The sequence below is a fragment of the Prosthecobacter sp. genome (genome assembly GCF_044236155.1).
Classification (GTDB): Bacteria; Verrucomicrobiota; Verrucomicrobiia; order Verrucomicrobiales; family Verrucomicrobiaceae; genus Prosthecobacter.
This window is the reverse complement of sequence record NZ_JBIIHA010000014.1, coordinates 22,137-39,044: the sequence shown is the minus strand read 5'-3', so window position 1 is coordinate 39,044 and position 16,908 is coordinate 22,137. Positions and strand designations below refer to the sequence as shown.

The window sequence follows — 16,908 nt, the reverse complement described above, 5'->3', positions numbered from 1 at the left end:
CTAGTGCTGCTTTGGATTGGTGGCCAATATTTTGTCCAGAAGGCGAAAGAGAACATCTGCGCCGATGAACTCGGCTTTCTTTCCGTATCGTTCCGCTTTGATAAGCAACCCCAAGAGCCCGAAGAAATGAGCCTCAGGGTGGCGCTCAACAAAAAAGACCGGAGAACCGCTCATGCCGTCTGGCCAGTCGATTTGTTCAAGCTCATCGAACTCCATATTGTGAATGCCGGACCTATCCGTTTGCCCCCGATAGCTACCACCCGACAAATAGCGCTGCGTGTGAATCACAAAACGGTCGTAGTCCACCGCATTGAGAAACTTTGGGAAGCCGGGAACGACTAGTTTGGCATTGGCCTTGATTTTCATCGAAGTGACATGGAAATGGTCAAGCGTGAGGGCACGGAGCGATTTCCGAGCTTCCGCCTCCAGCAATTCGGGAGCCGCCTCAAACACGGCGATGTCAGCGAAATCTTGATTGGGCGGATTGCTCACTGCACGGTGAAGATTCTTCAACGGAAGAAAGGACCTGGTTTCTTGATTCAGTGCAAGACGAACGTCATTGCCATTCTCTTGAGCGAGGCAGTGCTTTGCCGTGATTGCAAAGAGACGGTCGCGATATTGTGCAAGAAAGCATGTGCCGGCGATCCCATAAAACTCTTCCTCAATGGAAGAGTCCTCGAACATAAGCGGAGTTGTGCAGTTGCCTATCGTTCCCAGTGTCGTCCCGTAATTCTCGAAACCGTCCGCGAACAGGCGGCTACGGCCTGGTCGTTGAAGACTCAAAGACAAATAAGCTTCGAGTGATTCACGGGGTGGTGATGGCAGGGGATTCATGCGGTGAGTTCGGCCACGAGGGCGGAGAGGAGGTTCGCGGCGGTGGCGCGGGAGGCGGCGAGCTGCGTTTCCAACGCGTCCACCAAGGCCATCAGTTGCTCCACTTTGGCCACGATCCGGCGTTGTTCGGCGAGGGGTGGGATCGGTATGGATGCTGCGCGGAGAAGCTTAAAATGCCTTCCATAGCCGCGATCATCCAAAGGCAACCAGCGCAAAGCCAAGAGATAGTAGCTCGGATTGATTTCAATGGGCTTCAGGAGTTTGACTCCGTCGGCGCCGACGACGAAGTCAAAATCGATCAGCTTCGTCTCGCGCGTGTGGTCTCCAAACAAAACGATGGGAGTGTCGTGGTGGATCACTTTTTCCTCGTCATCGCAATAACCGCGAATAAATTGCTTGCCTTGATCAACCACAGGAAACCGTCCCTTTTCCGCCACGTCCTTCGTTTTGATCTTCTTACCGAGATCAGAAATGCTCTGAGTCGGCTCGGTCGAGCGCACCCAGGCCCAGGTGCTCGGAATCTCAAACGGTGGGGAAAATCCGCCTGTCAGGCTTGGCTTCTCATCGGTGCCGGTGTCGTCATCCTCAACACCGCCCTTCTTTCGTCGAATTCGCGTTAGCAAAACATCGGCCGGTTCGTCGTTTGGGTCTTGGGGGACGAGTTTGCCTTGGACGGCGAGGGTGAGGATGGACTTTCTTAAGTCTGAAGGAGAAATGCTGTAGGATGAATGGAAGAGGTAGTCGACGTTGGCCGGGGAGGGTGCGTCGGCAAAGCGGGCCAGCGACGCGCGGGCGAGCTGGCTGGCCTGCTCCTCCCGTTCCTGCTGCTGCGCCTCCAGCCGATCACACAACGCCATCAACTCATCCACCTTCGCCACGATCCGCTTCTGCTCGGCGAGGGGTGGGAGGCCGAACGGGAATGAGCGCACCAAATCAGTGTTCAGGTTGAGTTGAGCCAGCCCGCGTGCGTTGCGCTCTGCATGTTTCTTCAGCGTGTGAAAGAGGTAGAGGAGAAACTTCTGGCTCAGGAGGTCATGCGGGAAGTTTGGGAAGGCGAGGTATCCGTCATGAATGCAGCAGCCTTCAATTCCGAGCACGATTGGAACGCCGATGGTCGCGCTATTCGTCAGAACCAGCGTCCCTTTTGGAAGCAGGACCGATTTGCGCATCCCCGCTTCTGTCAGGAACTCGTCGGTGTCCATCAGCAGCCCGTTTTGGCCATGCTTTCGAATGTCGGAGATTTTGACCCAGTGGTAAGGCGTCCGCGCCTCTGAGAAATACTGCGGGTCGCCCTTCGGTCGAGGCGATGCGCCTCGAATCACGTAGAGCACCTCGCCAATGGTCGTGTTTACCCAATTTTGGGGAAGGCCATCTCTGCTCGCTTCGACTTCCACCGGGCCTTCTTTGCTGCGACCGCTGCGTCCAGTGAGCGGATTGTCGAGTTTGAATTGAATCAGTCGGTTGAGCAGTTCCGCAGCAGGTTGGTCGTTCGGGTCTTGGTCAGCGACTTTTCCCTGAACTGCCAAGTCCAGCACCAGCTCACGCATTTTCTCCACCGCATCAGGTGCGTCGGCGAACAGGTCGAACTTGTCGAAAAAGGTTTCCAGCTTCATTCAGCAGTCCCGGCGGTGGCGGTGAGGGCGTGGTGGAGTTCCTGTTTCAGCGCGGCGCGGGTGGCGGCGATCTGGGCGAGGAGCTTTTCGTATTCGGGCAGGAGGTGGTCCACGTCGCCGGGGCCTTCTTCGGTGCTGTACGGGTTCTTGAGGTCGAGGTTGAAGCCGTTGGCTTTGATCTGGTCGATGGAGACACGCCAGGCGCGTTCGTTTTCGATGCGGAATTTGAAGCCGTCGGCCTCATCGCCCCACCAGGCTTTGATGGGATCGAATTCTTCGATGCGGATGGGTTTGCCCTTGTTGTAGCTCTTGGCGCCGGGTGGATAGGGGTGCTCGTAATACCAGACTTCTTTCGTGGGCGCTCCCTTGGTGAAGAAGAGGAGGTTCGTGCGGATGCCGGTGTAGGGATTGAAGACGCCATTCGGCAGGCGGACGATGGTGTGGAGGTTGCACTCGGTGAGGAGGGCTTCCTTGATGCGAGTCTTGACGCCTTCGCCAAAGAGAGTGCCATCCGGCAGCACGAGTCCGGCGCGTCCGCCGGGCTTGAGGAGCTTCATGAGGAGCACGAGGAAGAGGTCGGCGGTCTCGCGGGTGCGGAACTCGGCGGGGTAGTTCGCCTCGATGCCGTCCTCCTCCATGCCGCCGAAGGGCGGATTGGTGACGATGCAGTCCACACGCTCCTTCGGACCCCAATCCCGCAGCGGGCGGGCGAGGGTGTTGTCGTGGCGGACGTTGGAGGGGACGTCGATGCCGTGGAGCATGAGGTTGGTCATGCAGAGGACGTGGGGCAATCTTTTCTTTTCAATTCCCGTGAAGCTTTGCTGGAGCAATCGTTCGTCTGCATCAGTCCTGGCCTGTCTGCGGAGATGATCAATCACGCAAGTGAGGAAACCGCCCGTGCCGCAGGCCGGGTCGAGCACGCTTTCACCAAGCTGTGGATTGACCTGATCGACGATGAACTGGGTGACGGCCCGCGGTGTGTAGAATTCACCAGCATTGCCCGCAGACTGGAGGTCCTTGAGGAGCTTTTCGTAGATGTCGCCGAACAGGTGGCGATCATCGGAGGCATTGAAGTCAATGGCGTTAATCTTGTTGATGACCTGACGCATCAACGTGCCTTTTGTCATGAAGTTGGTGGTGCTTAGAAACACCATCCGGATCAATCCTGCAACTCCGGCTCCAGTGCCTGGAAGTTTCTTGAGATCAGGGATCAGTTTATTGTTAACAAAATCGAGCAGCCCATCTCCTGTGACGCCTTCATCATCCGCCGCCCAGGACCGCCAGCGCAGGGCCTCTGGCAAAGGCGATTTGTAGTTATCTTCGAGCAGTTCACGTTCCTTTTCCCGGTCATCAAAGATCTTCACGAACAGCATCCATCCAAGCTGCTCCAAGCGCTGAACATCAGCATAAGTTCCGACATCCTTGCGCATGATGTCCTGGATGGTTTTGACGAGGTTGGAGACGTTGGCCATTATCGGAAGACTGGGAGAGGGGGGGAGACTCGGAGAAGAGGAGATTTGAAGAACTGGACAAGCTACAAAAGCAGTTTGGGCAGTTCCGGTGTAATCGCGTCGACAACCTGCTTCGTCCGTTCCTCCCGAAATACGGAGCGAACTTTGGCAACGATTTTGTCCGCTGCGTCCGCAGGATCATCACCGCCCACTTCCTCAAGGTTGAGCGACACATCGTCGTAGGTGTGCAACGTGCACTAATGCCGTGGCCTGGCAGCCCGCCTCGAACGCTTGAACGGAACGCTGCTGGAGCGCTCCCACATAGGATCAATCCATGCGTCAGGGGCCTTTCCTGAAATGACATATAGGCGCGCCTTGGTGGAGGAAATATTGATCTCAAACAGCACGGTGGCGTTGATTCCTGCCCACGCCCTACCTTGTTGGTTGCCCGCCACGTCCCACGCCTTGGGCATGAATCGCACATAGAACTTGTTGGACACCGGCGCAGTGATTCCAAGTTCGTCCGCGATGGCTGCCAGCTTCTCCCGCACCGCATCGGAGGTGTCCCGGATGCTGTCAGGCTTGTGTTCAAAGATGACATCCAGCGCCCTGCGGTGCTGTTGATAGATGCGCAACGCGGTGCGCGCGATTTCTGATTCGTCCATAAACTTCTCCTCCAGGAGTCTCAGGTAGTTGTCGATCAAGACGCGAGGTTCCGCTCCGATGGAGTGGCTGCGGCCTTCAACACATTCCCGCAACGTGCGATGCAGCTGAGTGTAGGATGCCGGCAGATAGTGCTCATCTTCAGGCTCTTCCTCGTTCTTGCTGAGAAATACAAACATGCGGCCAGCGGTGGAGAACTCGTGCTCCACGATCGTGCGATAACGCGTCAGTTGCTGCGAGTGCTGGCTGGAGTTGACCTTGTTTTCAATGCAAACCACCCACTGACTGCCGCCGACTAGGTTCACCACCACGAGGACATCGATATTCTTCCATTCCCGACGAACCTCCACGTCTTGAATCCTCCAGCCATCAATGTCAGCCGGATTGAGCGGGGTGGCACACTCTGTCACCGATTCATGAATGGTGCGCATGAGCCATTTTTTCAGAAATGAGTCTCCCAAGCCGTGATTCTCGGTGGGATCAAGAATCCAAGCCAGGACGTTTGAATGGCGAATCTCCCCATGCTCAAATTTGAGCACTTGAAAGAGATTGAAACCGCCGAGCAAGGCTTCCAACCGGTCAAAGTCCGCGCAATTGACGATCAACTCGTTCAATGAGGCGTAGTCCGCTTGCAGTTGAGTGTCGTCAGGCATCAGGCTGCTTTCCGGTAAAGTTCCGTTTCCAGTTCGCGGATGGCCTTCAAGTAGCCCGGCTTGCCACCGAAGAGCTTCACGATCTCGACGGGGGTGCCGTGCTGGGTGAAGGGATCGACTTTGAGGATCTCCAGGGACTCGACGCTGGTGATGCCGCTGTCGGCATACTTTTGGAGGAGGGCATCGAGCACGGCGCGGGCTTGATCGCCATACTTAGCGAAGACGTTCCGCTTCTTCACCTTCTCCGCCCGCTCCTTCCGCGTGAGCGGCGGGGCATCGAAGGCGATGTGGCAGACGAGATCAAAGGCATCCAGGTCATTCCCGACCTGATCGGCCAGTTCATCGAGGAAGACGCCTTTGGTGGCCAGCTCCTCAATGACGGCCTGCTTCTTCTCCGCGTCATTCCAGACGGTGAGGAAGTCATCCAGAGATGCGAATTCCTTCCGCACGGTTTTGCGTGAGTAGTCTTTGAGAGACTCGGTGATGAGCTTGCCGTCGGCATCCAGATACTGCACGCGCTCCGTAGCGACGCGGACCTCGACGCTATCGACGTAGTATCTCGTGGGAGGATCGCCCTCATCTCCGCCTTCAAAGGGGCCTGGAGTGCCGCCTTCACCCTCGTTCACCTGATTGCCCTCTTCGTCCTCCGCGGGTGGGACAACGCTGCCACCTTCCGGTGGCTCGTAAATCTGGACGGGATCACCATCGAAGTCCGGATCAGCAAACAGGGCGGTAGCCTGCCGGAAGTCCATGATGGTGAAGAAGAGCTTGTTGTAGTCCTCATTGATCCGCGTGCCGCGGCCGATGATCTGCTTGAACTCGGTCATGGACCCGATGCGCTTGTCGAGCACGATGAGCTTGCAGGTTTGCGCGTCCACGCCGGTGGACATGAGCTGCGAGGTGGTGGCGATGACGGGATAGGTCTTCTCGGGGTCGATGAAGTTATCGAGCTGGGCTTTGCCAGCGGGATTGTCTCCCGTAATGCGGACGACGTAGTTGGGATTCGCCGCAGCGAGGTCGGGATTGGCATTCACCATGGCCTGCCGCATGCGCTCGGCGTGCTCGATGTTCTCGCAGAAGATGATGGTCTTCGAGTAGCGGCTGGTGGCCTTCAGGAACTCCGTGACCTTTGCGGCGACCACGGCAGTGCGCTTTTCGAGGATGAGATTCCGGTCGAAGTCGCGGAGGTTGTATTCCCGGTCCTCGATGAGCTGGCCGTGTTTGTCCCGCTGCCCGTCCTCGGGCCGCCAGCCGTCAAGATCCTTGTCCAGCCCGATGCGGACGACCTTGTAGGGAGCCAAGAAGCCATCGCTGATGCCCTGCTTGAGCGAGTAGGTGTAGATGGGCTCGCCGAAGTATTCGATGTTCGAGACCTCCTTCGTTTCCTTCGGCGTGGCGGTAAGGCCGATCTGTGTGGCGGAGGAGAAATACTCCAGCACCTGCCGCCAGCGGGCATCGTCCGCCGCGCTGCCGCGATGGCACTCGTCCACGATGACGAGGTCGAAGAAGTCCTTGGAGAACTGCTTATAAATGTTGTCCTCCTCCTCGGTGCCGGTCACGGCCTGGTAGAGGCAGAGGTAAATCTCGAAGGATTTGTCCACCGTGCGGTTCGTGACCTTCGTCATGGCGGTGCCGAAGGGCTTGAAGTCATTCGTCTTTGTCTGATCCGCGAGAATGTTCCGATCCACGAGGAAGAGGATGCGCTTCTTCGCGCCCGACTTCCACAGTCGCCAGATGATCTGGAAGGCGGTGTAGGTCTTCCCTGTGCCGGTGGCCATGACAAGCAGGAGACGGTTCTCCCCGCGTGCGATGGCATCCACGGTGCGGTTGATCGCAATGAGCTGGTAGTAGCGCGGAGCTTTTCCAGAGCCGTCGTCGTAGTAGTCCTGGGCGATGACGCTGATCTGCTCCGGTTTAATTCCCTTCGCGGCGCAGTAACGCTGCCAGAGCTCCTCCGCCGAGGGGAATTGATCGAGCGGAATCTCCCGCTCCACCACGCCCGACGTTCCCGTGCGGTCATGCTCCAGAAAGGCATCGCCATTCGAGCTGTAGGCAAAGGGCAGATCGAGAATCTCCGCATACTCCAGCGCCTGCGGCATGCCTGCACCGACGGCGTGGTTGTTGTCCTTCGCTTCCACCACGGCGAGCGGGAGCTTGGGCTTATAGTCGAGCAGGTAGTCCGCCTTTTTGGCCTCGCCGCGTTTGACCGTCTTCCCACGGACAATAACGCGCCCCTTGGTGAAAAAGACCTCCTCACGCACCTGGGTCATGACGTTCCATTTGGCCCCATCCGGTCCCGTGATGGCCGGAGTGATGAACTTGGTGCGGATGTCCGTCTCAGTGAGGGCTTTTTTGTTCATCCGGGAGGTGGAGGAAGGAATTCACCTATCCAAGCAGGGAACGGCGAGAAAGGCAAGACAGGGAGAAAGCGAGACAACGGGACGGGGAGACGCGGGCGAAACCAACGAGGAGGCGGGGAAGCTGGGTCCCAAGTGGTTGGCAATGAATGCATCGGCCATTTGGGACGCGCCATCCGACCATTCGGTTGCGGCATCCGATCATTCGATCACAGCTTCCGACCATTCGGTCACGCCATCCGACCATTCGGTAGCGCCATCCGATCATTGGGTTGCGCCGTCCGACCATTCGGTTGCGGCTTCCGCCATGGAGTTTGCGCCGTCGGCCATGGGGTTTGCGCCGTCGGCCATGGGGTTTGCGCCATCGGCCATGGGGGTTGCGCCATCGGCCATGGGTTTGCGCCGTCGGCCATGGGGGTTGCGCCGTCGGCCATGGGGTTTGCGCAATCGGCCATGGGGTTTGCGCAATCGGCCATGGGGTTTGCGCCGTCGGCCATGGGGTTTGCGCCGTCGGCCATGGGGTTTGCGCTATCGGCCATGGGGATTGCGCCGTCGGCCATGGGGATTGCGCCGTCGGCCATGGGGGTTGCGCCGTCGGCCATGGGGTTTGCGCTATCGGCCATGGGGTTTGCGCCGTCGGCCATGGGGGTTGCGCCGTCGGCCATGGGAGGTGTCACCCTGCCTGCTGGAGGGACGGAATGCTTCCCTGAAGTTCAAGGAAGTGCCGGTGGTCGGACTCGAACCGACACGGGGGATGCCCACAAGATTTTGAGTCTAGCGCGTCTACCAATTTCACCACACCGGCGTGTGCCTCGCAGAAGAAGCGGCGGTTAGATAGCGAGGTCAGCGGAAGTTTGCAAGGCTTTTGGCGGCCCGAGAACCTCCCGCATCAAAATCGCCTGCCGCATGAGCGCCGGATCACGACGCAGTCTCTGAAGCGTGCTCAACAGGGTGGCGGTGCCGGCCGTTCCAGGCTGCGAAACCGCCTCCACCTGCGGAGGCGGAGCCGCCGGCTGGATGACAGGCTGCGCAGGGGCTGCAACAGCGCGTGAAACCGGGGCCTCGACGCGGCTCTGCTGCCGGAGAGGCGGCGGAGCGGCGGAACGACGGGCCGGTTGTGGCGGAGCGGGCGGGCGCGCCGCCTCCTGCAGTTCCTTCAAGGCTCTGCGCCATTCGTCGAGGGGCGAGGGCGCGGCGGGTGTCAGCGGCGGCGGACCGGAAGGCTGCGGCCGCCGCCTGTTTTCAGCCAATGGTTCTTCCTCCAGTTCCGGCGGCATGCCGCTCCGTTTCGCCTGCCAGTTTTCCCACAGCCATTTGATGAAGCTGCCGATGAGGAACAGCACCACAATGGCGATCTGCAGCGGATCGAAGTCAGCTCTCAGAAGGATGGGGGTGAAGGCGAGCATGGGACGATGCCGGTTGGCGGGGCTTATTTGGCGGCGGAACTGTCTCCGGCGATCTTTGAACGCATCTCGGTGTCGGCGAGGACGTTCTTGTACTTGGCAAAGTCCATGACGCCGAGCTGGCCGTTGCGGAAGGCCTCGGCGATGGCGAGCGGCACCTGCGCCTCGGCCTCGACGACACGGGCGCGCATTTCCTGGGTGCGGGCGGACATTTCCTGCTCCAGGGCCACGGCGGCGGCACGGCGCATTTCGGCGTTCGCCTGCGCGATCTTTTTGTCGGCTTCGGCCTGCTCGGTCTGCAGCTTCGCGCCGACGTTTTCGCCGACGTCGATGTCTGCGATGTCGATGGAGAGGATTTCAAAGGCGGTTCCGGCATCGACGCCCTTGTGAAGGACGAGCTTGGAGATGCTGTCAGGGTTTTCGAGCACGTCCTTGTACGAGATGGAAGAACCGATGCAGGTGACGATACCCTCACCGACGCGGGCGACGACGGTTTCCTCCGTGGCACCGCCGACGAAGCGGTCGAGGTTCGTGCGCACAGTCACGCGGGCACGCACGCGCAGGGAGATGCCGTCTTTGGCGACGGCGTCGATCTTCCCGCCGCGGCCCATGTCGGGATGCGGGCAGTCGATGACCTTCGGGTTGATGCTGGTGCGCACGGCTTCGAGCACCGTCTTGCCGGTGCCTTTGCAGGCGAGGTCGATGGCGCAGGCGCGATTGTAGTCGAGCGGGATGCCTGCCTTGTCCGCGGCGATGAGGGAGAGGACGACATGAGTGACATCACCACCGGCGAGGAAGTGCGCTTCGAGCTCATCCGTGTTGATGGGAATGCCCGCTTTCGCCGCCGTGATGCGCGTATCGACGATGAGCGCGTTCGGCACGCCCCGCAGCCACATGGCCAGCAGCGTGGGGAAGCTGACCGGGGCGTTGGCGATGCGGGCGCGAAGCCAGAGATTGAAAAACTTCGCGACCAGCAGGAAGAGGACGAGTCCGATGATGATGATGACGCCGTAAACGAAGAGCCAGAGAGGGTCAGGCATGGTGGGGGTGGGGTGAGGTTTGGGGTTTGAGATCAGGATGGAATGGAACGAACAAGCAGATTGCCGGGCTCGGCGGCGATCACCTCGACGCGGGAGCCCGCGCTGGCAATTCCACTTTGACAGCGTACATCGTAATGACGTCCGCCGATCTCAGCCCGGCCAAGCGGTCGCAGCTCTGTCAAGGCCACGCCTTGCGCGCCATTGGCGGGAGCGGTGCTCGCAGGCGCCGCCACGCTGGCGGTCAGCGTGAGCGCACGATGAAAAAACTTCACCGCGAAGAAGTGCAGCCAGGTCAGCAGCACCGCCGCTGAGAAAGTCAAAATGCCCAGCACAAGCGCCAGGCGTGATCCGGTTCCCCAGCCCACCAAGTCCTCCGAGATCAGAGCAAGGGTGACGGCCGCCAGAATCGAGATCGTGCCGAGAATGCCCGCCACCCAGCCGGGCAGAAACGTTTCGAGCATGATGAGAAAGATGCCAAACAGCGTGAGGATGGCGATGCTGGCGAGCATGGGCCATGCTCAACGCGTACCGCGAAAGCGTCAACACACGATCACGGACGGCGCGGTGGAATCAGCGAACGGCTCCACTCCTTGGCTCCCGGGGGGATGTCGCCGAGGTTCAACTGCGCAGGCGACGCCGGGCTGGCAAACGCGGTGCGCGCCAGACGCGTGACGTCGGCCGTCGCCGTGGCTTCGAGGAGATTTTTGCCGCCTGATTTCGCCATGGCCGTGGACGCGGGCGCCCGGGCGAGGATGGGATCGCCTCCCAGCTCGGTGCGCGGCTCGATGCGCGTCCAGGTGTTCCCGGACCAGTAATCGCCCTTCCATGTGCGGTTCGGGCTGCTGGGCACATAAATGGCAAAGCGGTCGAACAGCACCTCCGGAACATAGCGGCTGCCCACACGGCTGGCGAGCGGCGGATCGTTCGGATCAGGCCGGCTTTCGGTGGACTCGATCAAATACTCCTTGTCGTCGATTTTCACGACGCACCAGGCATGTCCGCCGAGATCGCCGTAACGCCCCAGCGCCACACGCACCTGAAACCCGCGCGACATCAGCCAGTCTGCCAGGTAAATGGAGGAATCCTCGCAGTCCCCTCGCTGCAGGCGCTGGGTTTCGTCGGCGAACTGCCAGCTGTCCATCTGCTCCTTTTGGGCAAAGCTGGAGCCTGGTTTCGCGCCGGGATCGTTGGCGTAGCGGCAGTTAGCATGCACCGCCGACCAGATTGTGAAGAGCTGCTGCACGCGGGACTGGTTTTTCGCGAACGTCGCCGGCGGGGCATAGCCGGTGAGAAACTCGTTCACATAGCGGAAGTGGCCGGAGCTGTCCGCGGCGATCACCGCATACTTGCGGCGGCACTTCGGGCATTCCAGCGCCATGCTGCGCTGGGAGGCCGAGAGCTTCATGAAATGCGGCTGCTTGCAATGCACGCACGAGCTGAAGAAAGGCTCGTCAGAGGACTTGGAGAGAGCCTCGGGCGTGAAGTCCCGCAGACGCTGTCCCAGCACCAGCAGCGCCTCATGCATCAGCCCGCTGGCTCGCGGGCGCAGGGCGACGGCCATGTGGGTCATTTCCGGCTGGGCGCGGTGGGTGTATTCGTGAAAACGATGCAGTAACTCCCTCAGGCTCGGACTGCTCGCCGTGCAAACGGAGACGCGGTAGTAGCGCGGCATGCCCTCCTGTACCAGCTCGGTCACCTGGTTGAGATTGCTCGTGTCGATTTTGGGGAACTCCTTCTCCAGCCAGGCCTCCATCTCCGGATCCAGCCGCAGCATCGGCGTTTTCGACGCCATGCGGGAGTAGTTGAACTGATCAACCAGGTCGACGCGAAAACGCGCGGCGCTGTATTGCGCGCCGGGGCTGGCGATCAACTCGCTGAAACGCATTTTCCATCCATTCAGCCAGCCTTCCTTCATGGCGGCCATCCCCCCCGCCAGCAGGACGGCGGAGGCCACGGACCAAGTGATGAGACGGCTGTTCATGCGCCTCAAATTATAGTTTTTATAAAAACGGACGCAACAAAAACCGTGAGAGTGACAAACTCTTTACGAATGCTCACGCCCACCCCTAATGGGTGGAAAGAGCGGCTATTATTTCGGCTGCAACGGAATCCGCGGGCTGTAAGGCCAGAGCTTCGGCGCGCTCCAGCCGATGGCGCCAAACAGGGTGCCCGGGCTTTCGTCCACATTGTCCTTGGGGTCGCCAAACCAGGCCGCCTGGGCGTTTCCGGCCGAATTGGAGACAAAGATCCCGCCTTCTTCCGAACGGCCGATCAAAACCCCCAGCGTGCGGATGCGTTTGGGCGCCTTGTAGTAAATGCCGGTCGGAGAGACGACCTCCGCCTTGTATTCACCCGCGGGAAACACGATCCGCCCCTGCCCGCACTCGCGGATTTCCTCGGAAGCGAGCACGACGCCCGGCGCGTCCGTGGCGGCCAGTTCGACCGAGCTGCAGGAGGCCAGCAGCATGGACGCGCAGGCAAGGCAGATGAGATGAGAAAGCTTCATGGATTGTTGGTTAGGTGGGTGGTGTCTGCAAAAGGCAGCACTTGGTATGGGGATCACGTTCCGTGCCAGAAATCAATCCGTCTTGAGCGTCAGCGTCACCCGCCGGACCTCCATGACCGTCTGACCGGGGATTTCCAGCGCCCGCAGCGTCAGCAAACCGCGCCCCGTGGCCAGTTTGATCGTACCCAGGCTCAGCGGGCGGAAATCGCGCATGAAGCTCTCCGATTTCCGCGAAGCGCGGTCTTGCCCGTCGATCAGCGGCGGAAACCAGCCCGGCGTGACCTTGCCGGTGGTTTTGGCTTCACCAAAGCTCAACTCGACCGTCGATCCCGCATCCGCCTCCGGGCAGGCGTAGTCGATGCTGACGTCATACTCGCCCGCCGTGTGAACGTCGATGTCCCAGGTCATCGAATCCTCTTTCGTCTTCCAGTTCACAAAGTAGGAGCAGTTCGGAGCTCCCGAGCTGCGCCGCACGCCGCCATGCGGCTCGCCGTCGCGTGCCGGCAGCATCGTGATCGGAAATTCGGTGTAGCCGACCGGATAAGGCCGGTCGTCCATCGGTTTGACTCCGCCCTTGGCCTTCGCCTTCCCCTTCCCTTTGCCGGCTTCGGCGGGAGTTGCCTGGTACGGTTTCCCAAACACATCCTCATGCCATTTCGAGCCTGCGGCGGCCAGTTTCGCCGCGACCTCGGGCTGCTCCTTGGCGATGTCCTTGGTCTGATTGGGATCGGCGACCATGTCAAACAAGCCGCCCGAGGCGTCGAGACGATGCGTCTGTGACCGCACGCTCAGCCTGCCGCCGTTGTAGTTCATCAGTTCACGCCCCGTTGCCTGCCATTTTCCGCCGCGCAGAAGGGATGAGAAATCCCACCCGTCGAGCGGCTTCGCGTCGTCGTGCTTCACTCCGGCCAAAGCTGTGAGGGTCGGCAGCAGATCAATCGCCCCGCTGATGTGCGGAACAGTCATGCCTTCGCGGATTTTGCCCGGCCAGCGCACGAAACAAACGCTGCGCACGCCACCTTCGTCCGTCACGCCCTTCTTGCCTTTCATCCCGCCGTTCCAGCGCGCGCTGTTGGGCCCGTTGTCGCTGAAATAGACCACGATGGTGTTCTCGCTCAGTTTCAGGTCGTCGAGCTTCTTCAAAACGCGGCCCACGTTCATGTCGATGTTGTCCATCATCGCCAGCACCGTGCGTGTGACATTGATGTCCTCCGCTTCACCCTCGGCGCCGCGCATCGTCACCGGCGAGTCCTTGAATTTGTTCCAGTGCTCGTCCGGCACGCTGAAGGGCGAATGCGGCGTCGTCAGCGGGATGTAGCAGAAAAACGGCTTCTCGCGGTTGGTCTCGATGAACTCGACCGCCTTCCCCACCAGCACATCCACGATGAATCCCTTCGCACGGAACATTCTCCCGTTGCGCTCCAGCGGCGGATCAAAATACTCGCCCCAGTGACCGCTCGTGTAGCCCACATACTCCTGAAAACCACGGGCGTTCGGGTGATACGGCCACTGGCTGCCGTTGTGCCATTTGCCGAACGCGCCTGTCGAGTACCCCGCTTTGAGAAAATGATCCGCGATCGTCTTCACATCCGTGTTCAGCCGCTCCTGGCCGGTCGAGACGCCCAGCACGCCGCCACGCGAATGATAGCGCCCCGTCAGAAACTCCGCCCGTGTCGGCGCGCACAGCGCGCACACGAAAAACCGGTCAAAACTCGCCCCCGCCTTCGCCAGCGAGTCGATGTTCGGCGTTTTGAGGTTCGTGTTCCCGTTGATGGAGTAATCCCCCCACCCCGAATCATCCGCCAAAAACACCACCACATTCGGCGGCGACGCCGAATGAGCGCTCAACGCGAAAAAACCAGCCAGCAGCAGACAAAGTCGGGAAATCATGGTCGCGCTAAAACGACCGCCCCACCTTCCAATTATCGACTACCTTCACCTGCCCCATTCGTCATTCCTTAGTCAGGCTTCGACATTGATTTCCTCTCTTGACCCCTGCCTGAAAGCCACTACCATCCGCGCCCCACGCCCCGGCGAAAGCAGCATTCCGCGCCTCGCCCGGTAACGTGATACCTCAAACACCATGAAAGCCGAAGGCCACCCCAAAACCTACGAGACGACGATCACCTGCACCTGCGGCGCCGTCTATAACACCATCTCCACCGTGCAGAACCTGCGTATCGGCATCTGCGCCGCCTGCCACCCGTATTTCACCGGCGAGCAGCGCTTCATCGACACCGCCGGCCGCGTGGACAAGTTCGCCCAGCGCTACGGCTCCACCCGCGCCCGCCGCACCGCTCCGAAACCGAGCGAAGCCGCCAGCGCCTAGCCTTTCAGCCCCCTCTTTTAGCCAAAACGGTGCCCACGCCTTCGTGCTGGGCACCGTTTTGTTTTTTACCGTTCTTCATTTTCAGTTCCTCCGTCCGTTTCGTCATTCGCCATTCGGATTTCGTCATTTTATCCGCCCACGGCCTGCCGGCCCCTTCCAACCCCCACCGTCATGGACTACTCCGCCGTCATCGCCGGCAAACGCACCCGCTTCGCCGACCTCGAGGACATCATCGGCCGCCCGAACTTCTACGACGATGCCAAACGCGCCGGCGAGATGCTGCGTGAGCACCGCGCCCTGCAAAAGCTCCTCACGGACTGGGACGCGTATGAGAAGGCGCAGAAGGAACTCGCCGAAAACCGCGACATGGCGAAGTCCCAGGAAGACAAAGACCTCGCCGAAATGGCCGCCGCGGAGATTCCGGTGCTCGAGCAGCGCATCGTCGATCTCGAAAAGGCCATCCAGGAGTCCATCCTGCCGCCTGATCCGCTCGAAGGCCGCGACGTCATCCTCGAAATCCGCGCCGGCACCGGTGGCGACGAAGCCTCCCTCTTTGCCGCCGACCTCCTCCGCATGTACACCCGCTTCGCGGAAACGAAGGGCTGGAAGGTCGAGCAGCTCGATGCCAGCCCCTCCGACGTCGGCGGTTACAAGGAAGTCATCGCCAAGATCAGCGGCGAGGACGTTTACCGCGTCATGAAATACGAAAGCGGCGTCCACCGCGTCCAGCGCGTGCCCGCCACCGAGGCGCAGGGCCGCATCCACACCTCCGCCGCCACCGTCGCCGTCCTGCCAGAGGCCGAGGAGGTCGATCTCGAAATCAAGTCAGACGAAGTCCGCATCGAAGTCTGCCGCTCCTCCGGCGCCGGCGGCCAGGGCGTGAACACCACCGACTCCGCCGTCCAGGTGCTCCACATTCCCACCGGCACCATCGTCCGCTGCCAGGACGGCCGCAGCCAGATCAAGAACAAGGAAAAAGCACTCAACATCCTGCGCTCACGCCTTTTGGAAAAGAAACAGCAGGAAGAAGCCGCCAAATACTCCGCGCATCGCCGCAACCTCATCGGTGGCGGCGGACGCGAAGAAAAAATCCGCACTTACAACTACCCGCAGAATCGCGTCACCGACCACCGCATCGAGATGACGCTCTACAACCTCGATCAATTCGTCGAAGGCCGCATCACCGACATGCTGCAAGCTCTCCTCGCCAGCGATCTGAAGGAACGCCTCGCTGAAGCGGGACTCAATTGAAGAGCGCATGCGTCCCGCGTGCCATTTCCCGCATCCTCGCGGGAAATCGTCCGAGGATCAGCGACTCCTAACTCGAGTTTCTACGACGCACCGCCGTCTTGGAACGTCCTTCAGCGGGACGCTGAAGGCAGCACGCGAGACGCGTGCGCTCCTGCACCCTAAACCTTCAACACACCGCGAAATCCACGCACCGCGTAATACGACTGCGCGCCGTTGTGCCCCACAAAAACGCGGCCGTAGCGGCGTTCGCCATAGAGCGCCCCGCCGAGGTCCCGCACCTGCGCGGGTGTTTTCAGCCAGCTCGACGTCTTCCGGTCAAACTCCCCCAGCTTCTGCAACTCCATATACTCGTCTTCCGTCATCATCTCCACGCCCATGGCCGCCGCCATGTCCATGGCGTTCGTCTTCGGCCGGTGCTCCTTCCGTGACTCCCAGCCTTTCCGGTCGTAGCAAACACTGACGCGCCCTTCGGGGGTCTCGGCGGAGCAATCCACAAACACATAGACGTCCGGTTTCTTGTCGTGTCCTACCACATCCGGCTCGCCGCCCGTGCGCTCCATCTCGCGCAGCGCCGCCAGCTTGTCCGGGCTGGCCTCCAGCTTTGCGCGCACCTTCGCCCAAACGACGCCCTTGTGCCGGCTCATGTGCCCGGCAAAGCGCTCTTCCAAGTCATTCAGAAGCTGCTCTCGGACTTTCGGTGCCAGTATTATCTTGGCTGCTGGTGCGCCTTGCATGCCTGGATCATCCACAAAGCCGTCGATTTGTCAGCACCTTTCAGCTCTGCACGGATCATCCCCCCGTACGAAAA

General features: G+C 60.4%; 15 protein-coding genes and 1 tRNA gene. 2 read left to right on the top strand and 14 right to left on the bottom strand.

From position 1 onward, the window contains the following. The 13 genes from ACILSE_RS13375 to ACILSE_RS13315 all read right to left on the bottom strand — a co-directional run bounded on the left by ACILSE_RS13375 (position 1) and on the right by ACILSE_RS13315 (position 14,410). Positions 1-834, bottom strand: a complete 834-nt coding sequence (locus tag ACILSE_RS13375; protein WP_395717904.1) for a hypothetical protein — start codon at positions 832-834, stop codon at positions 1-3. Next, complete coding sequence (locus ACILSE_RS13370) at positions 831-2,447, bottom strand: restriction endonuclease subunit S (protein ID WP_395717903.1); 1,617 nt, start codon at positions 2,445-2,447, stop codon at positions 831-833. Before ACILSE_RS13370 ends, ACILSE_RS13375 begins: the two co-directional genes overlap by 4 nt. Then, positions 2,444-3,919: an N-6 DNA methylase gene (locus ACILSE_RS13365; RefSeq protein ID WP_395717902.1), complete on the bottom strand. Its 1,476-nt coding sequence runs from the start codon at positions 3,917-3,919 to the stop codon at positions 2,444-2,446. Before ACILSE_RS13365 ends, ACILSE_RS13370 begins: the two co-directional genes overlap by 4 nt. Positions 3,920-3,981: 62 nt before the next feature. Further along, complete coding sequence (locus ACILSE_RS13360) at positions 3,982-4,149, bottom strand: hypothetical protein (RefSeq protein ID WP_395717901.1); 168 nt, start codon at positions 4,147-4,149, stop codon at positions 3,982-3,984. Between the two features lie 6 nt (positions 4,150-4,155). Continuing rightward, on the bottom strand, positions 4,156-5,214 hold the full coding sequence (locus ACILSE_RS13355; protein ID WP_395717900.1) for a PD-(D/E)XK nuclease family protein: 1,059 nt from the start codon (positions 5,212-5,214) through the stop codon (positions 4,156-4,158). Further along, on the bottom strand, positions 5,214-7,574 hold the full coding sequence (gene hsdR, locus ACILSE_RS13350) for an EcoAI/FtnUII family type I restriction enzme subunit R (protein ID WP_395717899.1): 2,361 nt from the start codon (positions 7,572-7,574) through the stop codon (positions 5,214-5,216). Before hsdR ends, ACILSE_RS13355 begins: the two co-directional genes overlap by 1 nt. 719 nt (positions 7,575-8,293) lie before the next feature. After that, positions 8,294-8,376: transfer RNA gene (locus tag ACILSE_RS13345), tRNA-Leu, on the bottom strand. A gap of 25 nt (positions 8,377-8,401) precedes the next feature. After that, positions 8,402-8,977, bottom strand: a complete 576-nt coding sequence (locus ACILSE_RS13340; protein WP_395717898.1) for a hypothetical protein — start codon at positions 8,975-8,977, stop codon at positions 8,402-8,404. A 23-nt stretch (positions 8,978-9,000) separates the two neighbouring features. Then, the gene (gene floA, locus ACILSE_RS13335) at positions 9,001-10,014 is read right to left on the bottom strand and encodes a flotillin-like protein FloA (RefSeq protein WP_395717897.1); all 1,014 of its coding nucleotides are present in this window, start codon (positions 10,012-10,014) and stop codon (positions 9,001-9,003) included. Positions 10,015-10,046: 32 nt separating this feature from the next. Beyond that, positions 10,047-10,523: an NfeD family protein gene (locus ACILSE_RS13330; protein WP_395717896.1), complete on the bottom strand. Its 477-nt coding sequence runs from the start codon at positions 10,521-10,523 to the stop codon at positions 10,047-10,049. Positions 10,524-10,564: 41 nt separating this feature from the next. Continuing rightward, entirely contained in the window at positions 10,565-11,995 is a 1,431-nt protein-coding gene (locus ACILSE_RS13325; RefSeq protein WP_395717895.1) for a hypothetical protein, read from the bottom strand. A gap of 108 nt (positions 11,996-12,103) precedes the next feature. Further along, positions 12,104-12,520 carry a hypothetical protein gene (locus ACILSE_RS13320; protein WP_395717894.1) on the bottom strand — a complete coding sequence of 139 codons (417 nt, stop codon included), beginning with the start codon at positions 12,518-12,520 and terminating at the stop codon, positions 12,104-12,106. 72 nt (positions 12,521-12,592) lie between these two features. Beyond that, positions 12,593-14,410 (bottom strand): sulfatase-like hydrolase/transferase, encoded by a 1,818-nt coding sequence (locus tag ACILSE_RS13315; RefSeq protein WP_395717893.1) that lies wholly within the window; start codon positions 14,408-14,410, stop codon positions 12,593-12,595. Between the two features lie 193 nt (positions 14,411-14,603). On the opposite strand from ACILSE_RS13315, the gene rpmE reads away from it, so the two are divergent. Further along, positions 14,604-14,849, top strand: coding sequence for a 50S ribosomal protein L31 (gene rpmE, locus ACILSE_RS13310; RefSeq protein WP_395717892.1), 246 nt, complete (start codon positions 14,604-14,606; stop codon positions 14,847-14,849). A 171-nt stretch (positions 14,850-15,020) separates the two neighbouring features. Then, the gene (gene prfA / locus ACILSE_RS13305; RefSeq protein ID WP_395717891.1) at positions 15,021-16,100 is read left to right on the top strand and encodes a peptide chain release factor 1; all 1,080 of its coding nucleotides are present in this window, start codon (positions 15,021-15,023) and stop codon (positions 16,098-16,100) included. Positions 16,101-16,258: 158 nt separating this feature from the next. Here the strand turns inward: prfA and ACILSE_RS13300 are convergent, their stop codons facing one another. Further along, positions 16,259-16,834: a DUF4256 domain-containing protein gene (locus ACILSE_RS13300; RefSeq protein WP_395717890.1), complete on the bottom strand. Its 576-nt coding sequence runs from the start codon at positions 16,832-16,834 to the stop codon at positions 16,259-16,261. Positions 16,835-16,908: the final 74 nt, after the last annotated feature.

Coding starts and splice junctions, on each gene's coding strand:
- ACILSE_RS13300 (WP_395717890.1), bottom strand. CDS start 16,834: ATGCAAGGCGCACCAGCAGCCAAGATAATACTGGCACCGAAAGTCCGA.
- ACILSE_RS13315 (WP_395717893.1), bottom strand. CDS start 14,410: ATGATTTCCCGACTTTGTCTGCTGCTGGCTGGTTTTTTCGCGTTGAGC.
- prfA (WP_395717891.1), top strand. CDS start 15,021: ATGGACTACTCCGCCGTCATCGCCGGCAAACGCACCCGCTTCGCCGAC.
- ACILSE_RS13330 (WP_395717896.1), bottom strand. CDS start 10,523: ATGCTCGCCAGCATCGCCATCCTCACGCTGTTTGGCATCTTTCTCATC.
- rpmE (WP_395717892.1), top strand. CDS start 14,604: ATGAAAGCCGAAGGCCACCCCAAAACCTACGAGACGACGATCACCTGC.
- floA (WP_395717897.1), bottom strand. CDS start 10,014: ATGCCTGACCCTCTCTGGCTCTTCGTTTACGGCGTCATCATCATCATC.
- ACILSE_RS13325 (WP_395717895.1), bottom strand. CDS start 11,995: ATGAACAGCCGTCTCATCACTTGGTCCGTGGCCTCCGCCGTCCTGCTG.
- ACILSE_RS13320 (WP_395717894.1), bottom strand. CDS start 12,520: ATGAAGCTTTCTCATCTCATCTGCCTTGCCTGCGCGTCCATGCTGCTG.
- ACILSE_RS13365 (WP_395717902.1), bottom strand. CDS start 3,919: ATGGCCAACGTCTCCAACCTCGTCAAAACCATCCAGGACATCATGCGC.
- ACILSE_RS13355 (WP_395717900.1), bottom strand. CDS start 5,214: ATGCCTGACGACACTCAACTGCAAGCGGACTACGCCTCATTGAACGAG.
- hsdR (WP_395717899.1), bottom strand. CDS start 7,574: ATGAACAAAAAAGCCCTCACTGAGACGGACATCCGCACCAAGTTCATC.
- ACILSE_RS13370 (WP_395717903.1), bottom strand. CDS start 2,447: ATGAAGCTGGAAACCTTTTTCGACAAGTTCGACCTGTTCGCCGACGCA.
- ACILSE_RS13375 (WP_395717904.1), bottom strand. CDS start 834: ATGAATCCCCTGCCATCACCACCCCGTGAATCACTCGAAGCTTATTTG.
- ACILSE_RS13340 (WP_395717898.1), bottom strand. CDS start 8,977: ATGCTCGCCTTCACCCCCATCCTTCTGAGAGCTGACTTCGATCCGCTG.